At 41.8% G+C, this 11,114-nt stretch carries 8 protein-coding genes and 1 rRNA gene; 1 reads left to right on the top strand and 8 read right to left on the bottom strand.

Translation table 11 applies throughout. The features are described 5' to 3' along the window. The 7 genes from ACVC7T_RS09595 to ACVC7T_RS09565 all read right to left on the bottom strand — a co-directional run. Window positions 1–59, bottom strand: a 16S ribosomal RNA gene (locus tag ACVC7T_RS09595); the annotation flags it as partial. Between the two features lie 327 nt (window positions 60–386). Continuing rightward, entirely contained in the window at window positions 387–896 is a 510-nt protein-coding gene (gene tadA / locus ACVC7T_RS09590; RefSeq protein WP_105122749.1) for a tRNA adenosine(34) deaminase TadA, read from the bottom strand. 51 nt (window positions 897–947) lie between these two features. Further along, window positions 948–1,850 (bottom strand): ABC transporter permease, encoded by a 903-nt coding sequence (locus tag ACVC7T_RS09585; RefSeq protein ID WP_029187387.1) that lies wholly within the window; start codon window positions 1,848–1,850, stop codon window positions 948–950. Window positions 1,851–1,863: 13 nt separating this feature from the next. Further along, a complete protein-coding gene (gene opp4B, locus ACVC7T_RS09580; protein ID WP_105160732.1) occupies window positions 1,864–2,820 on the bottom strand; it encodes an oligopeptide ABC transporter permease in 957 nt (318 codons plus the stop codon). A 1-nt stretch (window position 2,821) separates the two neighbouring features. Further along, window positions 2,822–3,763: an ATP-binding cassette domain-containing protein gene (locus ACVC7T_RS09575; protein ID WP_105110707.1), complete on the bottom strand. Its 942-nt coding sequence runs from the start codon at window positions 3,761–3,763 to the stop codon at window positions 2,822–2,824. 2 nt (window positions 3,764–3,765) lie between these two features. After that, the gene (locus tag ACVC7T_RS09570) at window positions 3,766–4,785 is read right to left on the bottom strand and encodes an ABC transporter ATP-binding protein (protein ID WP_172060189.1); all 1,020 of its coding nucleotides are present in this window, start codon (window positions 4,783–4,785) and stop codon (window positions 3,766–3,768) included. 262 nt (window positions 4,786–5,047) lie between these two features. Further along, window positions 5,048–6,841 (bottom strand): oligopeptide ABC transporter substrate-binding protein, encoded by a 1,794-nt coding sequence (locus ACVC7T_RS09565; RefSeq protein ID WP_447262855.1) that lies wholly within the window; start codon window positions 6,839–6,841, stop codon window positions 5,048–5,050. 213 nt (window positions 6,842–7,054) lie between these two features. Here ACVC7T_RS09565 and pbp3 point away from each other — a divergent pair, with 213 nt between their 5' ends. After that, window positions 7,055–8,305 carry a D-alanyl-D-alanine carboxypeptidase PBP3 gene (gene pbp3, locus ACVC7T_RS09560; RefSeq protein WP_447262854.1) on the top strand — a complete coding sequence of 417 codons (1,251 nt, stop codon included), beginning with the start codon at window positions 7,055–7,057 and terminating at the stop codon, window positions 8,303–8,305. 248 nt (window positions 8,306–8,553) lie between these two features. Here the strand turns inward: pbp3 and leuS are convergent, their stop codons facing one another. Then, window positions 8,554–11,055 carry a leucine--tRNA ligase gene (gene leuS / locus ACVC7T_RS09555; protein ID WP_447262853.1) on the bottom strand — a complete coding sequence of 834 codons (2,502 nt, stop codon included), beginning with the start codon at window positions 11,053–11,055 and terminating at the stop codon, window positions 8,554–8,556. Window positions 11,056–11,114: the final 59 nt, after the last annotated feature.

Raw genomic sequence — 11,114 nt, 5'->3', positions numbered from 1 at the left:
TGCATGTATTAGGCACGCCGCCAGCGTTCGTCCTGAGCCAGGATCAAACTCTCATTAAAATTAGTTTGTCCGACTAAGCACTCTGGCTTATCCGTTTATTGTTTTTTTGTCATTGACGATTTATATTGCTATAAATCACCCTGCACGTTTGGTTCGTCTTCTTTAATTTTCAAAGGTCTTGTCGTCGCTTGCGACAACTATATCAGTATATCACATCCCTGATTTCCTGTCAACTACTTTTTGAAACTTTTTTTCGTTTCTGCTTCGCCAACAGTCCCTCACGAGACAACTTCATTATTCTATCATCTATATCTAATACTGTCAATAACTTTTTAAAATTTTTTTTGAAAAAATTACCTATTGCCTTATTCTAACTGTCTGCCGGGCTATAAATCTGTTCCTTGGCTTGCTTTTTCTTTCAACTCTGACTGCTTGGCGCGCCGTTGTCTGAAGAAGTCCTGCATGATTTTTGCGCAGCCATCTTCCAAGATTCCCGACTCGACTTCAACTCGATGATTGAGACGTGTATCTCGCAATACATTGTATAGGCTACCTGCTGCACCAAATTTTTGATTTGGGGCTCCGTAGATAACTTGTGGGATTCGGGCTAGTCCGATGGCCCCGCTACACATAACACAGGGTTCAATGGTTACAAAAAGGGTTGTATCTAGCAAACGCCAGTTCCCTTCAAAGTGATTAGCTTCTTGGATGGCCATGATTTCCGCATGCATGATTGCCTGGTTCAGTTCCTCACGCGCATTGTGACCTCTACCAATAATATTACCATCTTTGACAATTACACATCCAATCGGTATCTCATCCTTGGCAAGTGATTTTTCTGCTTCCTCCAATGCAGCCCGCATGAAGCGTTCTTTTTCTTCTAATGTAAATTCCATACTTCCATTATAACAGAAAAAGAGTTCCCGAAGGAACTCTTATATTTTTGTTTAACCCAAACGTTGTTTGGCATCGGCAGCACGTTGGAAGGCTTGACCGACATAGTTGATACAAAGCATCATGACCAAGATGAAGATGGCTGCTGGCAACCAAATCCAAGTCTTGTTTTCCAAGATATCCGCGTTACGGGCATTTGAAATCAAGGTACCCAAACTTGGGACAGTCGATGGGAGACCAAATCCAAGATAGGTCAATGAGGTTTCAATACCAATATTACCTGCAAAGTTGAGTGTCAAGTTAACGATAATCAATGAACTCAAGTTTGGCAGAATTTCACGGAACATAATCATAAAGTCGCTTGTTCCAAGTGTTTTGGATGCATTGACATAATCCAAGCTTGCCTCTGACAAGGTTCTTGTACGGAAGAGACGGGCCTTGGCTGTCCAATAAAAGGCACTCATAATCAAAATAAAGTGATAGATGGTGTAGTTTTTAATTACTGTTACAAAAACAATAATAAGCATGGTTACTGGCAAAATCATAATGAAATCTACAATTCGCATCAAGAAACCGTCTAAACGACCACCATAATAACCTGAGATTAGACCAACTGAGATACCAACAATACTAGTAATAATAGTAATGGTAAAACCAATAATAATCGAATTACGGGCACCGATAATCAACTGGCCAAAGATATCTTTACCACCTTCATCGGTTCCTAAGATATAACCATCAACTCCTGGTTCCAAATAACGCCCTAAAAGATTGACTTTCATCACTTGTTCTTGATCTAAAATCAATGCTCCAATGAAAACACCTAAAAGAACTGTTACCAAGATAATCAATGAAGTCAAAGCCAGCTTATCCTTCATAAATTCTCGTGCAATGACACGAAAACCACCTGGAGGAGTTGAAGCTGATTGTACTTGTTTTTTATTTTCTTTACTCACCTTGCTCCTCCTTCTATTTCACACGGATACGTGGATCTACAATACTCATGATAATATCTGAAATCAAAGTTCCCAACAAAGTTCCCATACCAAAGATTAACAAGAGGGCCAAGATGACACTGTAATCACGGCTTGAGATAGAGTTGAAGAACAATTGACCAATACCAGGATAGGTAAAGATATTTTCGATAAAGATAGATCCACCAATCAAACCTGTCAATTCGTAACCCAAGAATGATGCAATAGGCAAAATAGAGTTACGGAAAATGTGACGGTTGTATACCACGCGTTCCGGCACACCTTTAGCACGAGCTGTACGGACATAGTCCTGACTCTTCGCATCGATAATTCCGGTACGGAGGTATTGAATAGTTACAGTTGTAGATAAGATGGCCATGGTAATCGCCGGCAAAATCATATGATGGAGACGACTTAATATAGCTGCAAATCCTTCTACCCCACCACCGATAGAACCACGTGTTGGAAACCAACCTAAACTAAAACCAAATAACCAGAGCATCAAGATTGCAAACACGAAAGTTGGCGTTGAGAAAGTCAAGAAATTGTAAACACCAATGACTTTATCAGCAAGTGAATTTTGATAACGACCCGCAATCATACCTAAAGGAAGGGCAATGGCATAGGTCAAAATCATGGTAAGCAATGATAACCAAATTGTATTATTCAAACGCTGCATAATCACATCGATAACTGGTTGCTTAAAGAGGAAGCTTTGTCCAAAATCACCCTGCAAAAGATTTCCTACCCAGCGAATATATTGAACCGGAATTGGATCATAATATCCCGCTGCAATCCGTTTTTGTTCAATAATAGCAGGGTCAATATTAGGGTCAATCATACCGGTAAATGGATCACCAGGCATCATTTTTGCAACAAAGAATGCAATGACACTCAGAATGATAATCTGAGGAATCATCATGAGTAAACGTCGTAATACTGTTTTCCACATCTTAGTTCTTACCTCCTTCTGGAAGGGCTACTTGATGAGTTGCTGAAAAAGCTTTTAAATCGTATACACGACCGTTTTCATCATAGTACTGACCTTGTTTTTCTTGGTACTCCTTTTCTGCAGCCAAACGTTTTTCCTTATTTTTCAAACGATTCACCGGATCAATTGATGGAATCGCTGACAAGAGACGTTTGGTGTAGATATGCTGTGGAATACTATAAATATCATGTTTATTTCCTGTTTCTACAAAACGACCACGGTACATAATGAAGAGTTCATCACACATGTGCTGTACCACACCAAGGTCATGAGAAATAAAGAGATAGCTAAGTTTAAATTCATCTTGGATACGTTTCATATAGTTTAAGACCTGAGCTTGAACAGACAAGTCCAAGGCAGAAACTGGCTCATCAGCAATAATCAAACGTGGGTTACTAGCCAAGGCACGAGCTACTCCAATCCGTTGACGTTGACCACCTGAGAATTCATGAGGATACTTAATTAAAGCTTCTTCATTGAGACCAATTGTATCCAAGAGCTGAAGAACTTTTTTCTTTTCTTCATCTGGTGAAAGTCGGTCAAAGTTACGAATTGGTTCTGCAATGATGTCCAAAATACGTTTTTTCGGATTGAAACTTGAAAGTGAATCTTGGAAAATCATCTGAACATCACGATTAAAGTTGCCTTTTTTTCCACGTGATTTGTTGGTTACATTTTGTCCTTCATAAATAATTTGTCCTGAAGTGGCACGCTCTAAACCAATAATTGCTTTACCAATCGTTGATTTTCCTGATCCTGACTCACCAACCAGACCATATGTCTTACCTTCTTCGATTTCAATGTTTACACCATCCACAGCATAAACATGATCAGTAACACGGTTAAAGAAGCCACTACGAATTGGATAATGGACTTTTAAATCTTTTACTTCAATAAATCCCACTATTAGGCCTCCCCTTCAAAATAGAATGTTTCATGGCAAGTACAACGTACAAAATGGTTAGGTCCAACTTCATGCATAACCGGATTTTCTTCGTGTGTTGCTGCTTCAATCCACGGAATACGTGGTGCAAATCGACAACCTTTACGCAGCATCTTTGTAATTGGCGGTACAATTCCGTCAATTACATGCAACTCACCGCCTTCATTTTCTGATTGCGGATTTGATTTCAAGAGAGAACGAGTGTATGGATGTTTAGGATTGGTAAAGAGTTCCTCAACAGGAGCAACTTCTACAAACTGACCACCGTACATAACTGCTACACGGTCTGCCGTTTCTGCCACTACTCCTAGGTCGTGAGTAATCAAAATAATACCTGACCCTGTTTCTGCTTGAATATCATTTAACAAATCCAAAATCTGTGCCTGAATAGTTACATCCAAGGCCGTTGTCGGTTCATCGGCAATAATAATCGGAGGTTTACAAGATAGGGCCATGGCGATAATGATGCGCTGACGCATACCACCTGACAACTCATGTGGATACTGCTTAAATGTACGCTTAGGATTTGGAATACCTACTTGAGCTAATAATTCCAAAACACGCTCCGTACGGGCATTGGCATCCAAGTCTGTATGATAGAATAGCGCTTCATCAATCTGTGCACCAATGGTCATCAACGGATTTAAAGATGCCAAGGGATCTTGGAAAATCATACCAATATCATTTCCACGCACCGTATTGTACTTGGCCTCGTCCATCCCAATTAATTCCATATCATTGTACTGGATGCTACCTGTAATTTTGGTATTTAATGGATTATGTAGCCCCATAATTGTTGTTGCCAAAGTTGATTTACCACAACCAGATTCCCCAACAATCGCTAGGATTTCATTTTTTTGTAAGGTAATATCAACACCGTCAACTGCATCAAAATAATCATCACCGATGCGGAATCCAACGTGCAAATCCTTAATGTCTAAAAGCGGTTTTTCATTAGCCACGCTTTTTCCTCCTTTGTTCATCAGTTCATTCAACTTCTTTCATCCTTCAAATCAAATATCCTTAAGTCTATGAAAACTGATCTTTTATATCTTTATTAATAAATCCATCAAGTCTATATAGAATTTGATAGCGTTTACTAAAAACTAAAAATGACATCAATCATTTTTTGTATACTGGTTCTACTATACCATAATTATCAGAAAATTCCAATAGCAATCTGAAAAAAGCCAACCAAGTTGGCTTTTTCAGATTCTATTATCTTCTTTTATCTTCTTTATAAGACTATTCTGCCGCTACACCTTTATCAGCTGTCAATTCGATATTTTCAAGGGCAATACCTTTACCTGAAGCTGAACCATAGTTAGAATCATAGTTTTTCACACGCTTGTTCAATGCTGTAATAGACTCAGATTCAAATGTTGGAATCGCAAATGCTTGCTCGTGTGCATACTTTTGCCAAGCCTTGTAGTTTTCAAGGTTTGTTTTCTCATCGAATGAAGCAGTAGAACTAATTGCATCCAACAATTTCGTATTTTCTTCAGATACGAAACGTGACATGTTGAAGGCAGCGATAGGACCCCAAGTACCTGTTGGGTCTGGATCGTAACCAGTAGACCAACCACCAGCATACATATCAATTGCAGGGTCGTTTGCTTTAAGTGCATCGTAGAAAGTATTTACTTCAACAGTACGGCCAGTGTACAATTCAACATTCAAGCCAACTTCTTTCCACCAAGCAATGTATTGTTGTACAAGTGCTTCGTTCGCTTCTGTACGTTTACGAGCTGCGAAAGTGATTTTGAATTCTTTACCGTCTTTACCTTCACGAATGCCGTCACCGTTTGTATCCTTGTAGCCAGCTTCATCCAAGAGTTTCTTAGCTTTTTCTGGATCGTATGTATAGCCTGCCAATTCAGAATCATGAATATCGCCGAAGAATGAGATAATCAATGAGTTTGCTGGGTGGTATAGACCATTGTACAATGACTCACCAGCAGTTTTGGTATCAATCGCATAGGCAATCGCTTGACGAAGTTTCACATCATTCATCTTAGCATTCTCATCCATAACGTTCTTGCCAGCAGCTTCGTCATATTTACCAAGGTTGAATGAAATATATTCGTAAACTGAATCCAAAGATCCAACGATGTTCAAGTTAGAAGCATCTTTATATGAATCCAACTGGTCAACAGGCATATCTGCGATATCGTAGTTACCAGCCTTCATTTCAGAAACGATAGTATCAGGAGAGACAATATCAATTTTCAATGAACTTGTTTTTGGTGTTGTACCCTTGAAGAAGTGTTCGTTTGGAACGTAAGTGATAGACTCACCGTTTACGATTTCCTTGATTTTCCAAGGTCCCATACCTACAAGTTTAGCAGTACGTGAGTACTCGCTCTTTTCCCAATCTGCTACCGGGATATCTTTATAGATGTGTTCTGGTTGGATATAGGCAGGTACATCACCACCGGCATACATCATAGAAGGTGACATTTCTTTCACAGTCAGTTCAACTGTATAATCATCGATTTTCTTGATACCTGAAATGTCTGATGCTTTACCGTCAACAAATTCTTGCATACCTTCAATGTTCAAGAATTTATCATCAAAACGCACACCGGTATAGTCTTTGCTTGCCAATGACTTGATTGTGAAGATATAGTCGTTGATTGTGAATGGTTCACCATCTGACCACTTGTAGTCTTTACCAGTCAAGCTAACAGTGATTTTTTTACCTTCTACATCAAATTCAGCTTTAGCAAGACCTGAATCGTCCAACTTACGATCTCCATCGTAACCAAACATTGAAATATCAACCATTCCACCAAATGTTGAGTCAGTTGTATTTTCAGTCAGCTCGTCAATCAAAAGACCTGAAGAAGTTGTAGGAGATACCCAAGCATAATTTAATTGAGCACCAGAAACAGCTGTTCCATCTTGAGAAACATCTGCTGGGAATGACAAGTTTTGTTCTGATGAACTTGATGACGACTTAGCACCACAAGCTGCTAAAACAGATGCAGATAAGAGTGTGATACCTGCTAAGGCAAAGAGTTTTGTTGTCTTTTTCATAAAACACCTCTGTTTTCTTTTTTTTGGGACATAGATTTATGTCTATGAATAGTATTATATCATAAAATTTTATTAAAGAAAGCGTTTTTGTCAGAAAATTTTGTAAAAAACCAAATTTTCTATATTTTCTAATAATTTCTAGCCTTTTTTCATGTGTCTAGCCCCTTTACAATATGATATAATAGGAAATAATCGATTAAAAAGGAATTTTATATGAAAAAATACAGTTCATTCTTGATAGTTTTTCTACTTTCCATTATTCTAGGAGGCCAAACCAGTCTGGCCGAGGAGCAGGTTTACCAGGCGGCAGCTGAGCATGCCATCGCTATTGAAGTCGAAACAGGAAAAATTTTATACGAAAAAAATGCCCATAGCCCAGCCAGCGTTGCTTCTATCAGTCAGTTGTTGACGGCCTACTTGGTCTATGAAGCTATTGAAGAAGGAAAATTGACAATGGACAGCCCTGTGGCCATATCTGATTTTCCCTATAAGCTGACTCTCAATACAGAAATCAGTAACGTTCTTTTAGAAAGTAGGGAATACACGGTCGAACAGCTGCTCCGGGCATCATTGATTGTTTCTGCCAATAGCGCAACAATTGCTCTGGCTGAGAAGGTGGCAGGTAGTGAGAAAGCCTTTGTGGATTTGATGAGAGAAAAAGTCCAATCCTGGGGTATTGGTGATGCCACGATTGTCAATGCGACTGGCTTGAATAATTCCTACCTCGGGGATGAACGCTATCCCGGCACTGGTAAAGAGGATGAAAATAAATTTTCTGCTGCGGCAATCGCCCTTATTGCCCGTCGTCTGGTCTTGGATCATCCTCAGGTACTGGACATCACCAGCCAACAAAGCTTAACCATGGATGGGCATACCTATTATGGTGGGCATGGGATGTTGGAAGGTAAACCCTATCAGCGTGCAGGTGTAGATGGTTTGAAAACGGGATACTCTGCTACTGCTGGCGCCTCCCTGGTGACAACTGTTGACCAGCAAAATATGCGTGTCCTGACGGTTATCCTCAACGCCGACCACAGCGATATTGATCCCGATTACCGCTATATCGCAACGACCAATTTGCTCAACTATGTTGCCCAGCATTTCCAATCTATTACCTATCTAGGGCAGGGGCAAGCCTTTGATGACAGCTCTATTGAGATTTTCAATGGGCGCGTCGACACTAGTCCAGTTGTTGCCCAAAGAGACTTTAGAATTCCAATCAAACGCTCGGCTGTCGAATTGCCAACCGCTTCTTTTAAATCAGTCGAAGGCCCTCTTGAGGCACCACTTAAAAAAGGAACACCAGCCGGAAGACTGTGGCTCCATGACTCCGACTTGATCGGCAAGGGTTACATTCAAGAACAACCAAGCCTTGAAATGGTCATCGAAAAAGAAGTCAAGGCTGATATTTGGCCCGTCTCTTGGTGGAATTACTTCGTCCGCTATGTCAATGAAAAACTGTAATAACAGCAAAACGACTCCCGTTTTTCGCACGGAAGTCGTTTTTTTGTATATGTCGATAAGCTAGAAAAGAAACCAGTCGCTTTGCTTAACTGTTTATTTGGCTCAGACAACCTTGGGAGAGATTGCTGAGGTGGGAAATAAGAACTGACGGAAGTCAGTTTACTTCACAACGACGTTTACTAATTTATTCGGATACAACAGTCTAGGAATAGACTGTTGTAAATCGGAAATAGGGCTAATAAGCGAGTTTATTTCACAACAATATTAACTAGTTTATTCGGAACACTAATCACCTTGACCACTGTTTGACCAGCGATTTCAGCTTGGACTTTTTCATCTGCAAGGGCAACTTTTTCAAGTTCAGCTGGTGCTAGGTCTTTGGCTACGGTCAAGCGGGCTTTTACCTTGCCCTTGATTTGGACAACGATTTCCACTTCGCTTTCTACTAGTTTGCTTTCATCATATGTTGGCCATGCGACATAGCTGATTGACTGGCCTGTATTTGCAAGACCCTGCCAGAGTTCTTCTGCCAAGTGTGGCGCAAATGGAGCGATCAATTGGACAAAGCCTTTGGCGTAGTCAACATAGAGCTTGTCTTCCTTGTTGGCTGCGTTGACAAAAATCATGAGCTGGGCGATAGCCGTGTTGAATTTCAAGTCTTCAATATGCTCTGTCACCGTCTTCACAGTTTCATTGTAGACTTTATCAAGCGCTCCGCTATTTTCCGAAGAAATTTCCTTCGTTGTAATTAGGCGATAAACACGGTCAAGGAACTTACGGCTGCCTTCGAGACCCTCTTCTGACCAAGCGATAGAAGCGTCAAGTGGACCCATGAACATCTCGTAGACACGGAGGGTGTCCGCACCGAACTGCTCAACCACATCGTCTGGGTTGACCACATTTTTAAGGGACTTGGACATTTTAGCAGGTGCCTGCTCCAACTCCTCACCCGTTTCCACGTGGAAGAAGGAACCGTCGCGTTTTTCCACCTTGTCGGTCGCTACAAGGGCTCCGCGGTTGTCACGGTAGCTAGTCCCCAAAATCATCCCTTGGTTAAAGAGTTTTTGGAAAGGCTCTTTGGTCGGCACAACACCAAGGTCATAGAGGAACTTGTGCCAGAAGCGAGCATAGAGCAAGTGAAGGACTGCGTGCTCGGCACCACCGATGTAGATGTCCACTGGCAACCAAGCTTTGAGAAGCTCCTCGTCTGCCAATTTCTCGTCATTGTGCGGGTCGATATAGCGGAGGTAGTACCAGCTAGAGCCCGCCCATTGTGGCATGGTGTTGGTCTCACGGCGACCTTTGACACCATCTTCACGTACCACTTCCAACCAGTCAGTCAGGTTGGCTAGCGGCGATTCCCCTGTACCTGACGGCTTGATGTCAGAGGTTTTTGGCAATACCAGAGGTAACTCATTTTCTGGTACGGCTGTGGAAGTGCCGTCTTCCCAGTGGATGATTGGAATCGGCTCACCCCAATAACGTTGACGGCTGAAGAGCCAGTCACGGAGGCGGTAAGAAATTTTCTCCTGACCGAGACCATTTTCTTCCAACCAAGCCACCATTTTGGCAATGGCTTCTTCCTTATTAAGACCATCTAGGAAGTCTGAATTGATGTGGGCACCGTCCTCTGTATAAGGAGCTTCTTCTACATTGCCACCTTCCAGAACTGGAATGATGTCCAAACCAAACTGTTTAGCAAAGTCCCAGTCACGTTCGTCGTGGGCAGGGACAGCCATAATAGCACCTGTTCCATAGCTAACCAACACATAGTCTGAAATCCAGATCGGAATTTCACGACCATTGACTGGGTTAATAGCATAGGCACCTGTCCAGACACCTGTCTTGTCTTTGGCAAGGTCTGTACGAGCAAGGTCTGATTTGAGAGAAGCTTGGCGTTTGTACTCTGCTACTGCTTCTGCTTGCTCAGGCGATGTAATGCTATCAACCAAGTCATGCTCAGGGGCAAGGACAGCGTAGGTCGCACCAAAAAGGGTATCTGGACGAGTTGTGAAAACAGTGAAGTCCTTGTCTGTGTCCTTGATCTTAAAGGTCACATTGGCACCTGTTGACTTTCCGATCCAGTTGCGCTGCATATCCTTGATTGACTCTGGCCAATCAACATCATCTAGGTCGTTGAGCAAGCGTTCTGCGTAGGCAGTGATTTTCAACATCCATTGACGCATTGGTTTGCGGACAACTGGGTAGCCGCCACGCTCGGAAGTTCCGTCAGGAAGGACTTCTTCGTTGGCGATAGCTGTTCCCAATTCCTCCACCCAGTTGACAGGCACTTCTGCCTCGTAGGCCAGGCCTTTTTCATACAACTTAGTGAAAATCCACTGGGTCCACTTGTAGTAGTTAGGATCAGTCGTATTAACCTCACGGTCCCAGTCGTAAGAAAAGCCAAGGGCGTTAATCTGACGTTTGAAGTTAGCAATGTTTTCTGCTGTAAAGTCAGCTGGGTCATTTCCCGTGTCCATAGCGTATTGCTCCGCTGGCAGACCGAAGGCATCCCAACCCATTGGGTGAAGAACGTTGTAGCCTTGGGCACGCTTATAACGGCTGAGAATGTCCGTCGCCGTATAGCCTTCAGGGTGACCAACGTGCAAGCCCGCACCAGACGGATAAGGGAACATATCTAGGGCATAAAAGTTTGGCTTATCTGCATCTGTTCCCGTTTTAAAAGTATGATTTTTTGCCCAAAATTCCTGCCATTTGGGCTCGATTTCCTTGTGATTGTAGAAGCTCATATCATTTCTCCATGTCAATAAATTATCTTTACTATTATATCACGAAATAAGGAAAGAAA

It is taken from the genome of Streptococcus sp. P25B114 (assembly GCF_053010325.1).
This window is presented reverse-complemented; position numbering and strand designations above follow the sequence as displayed.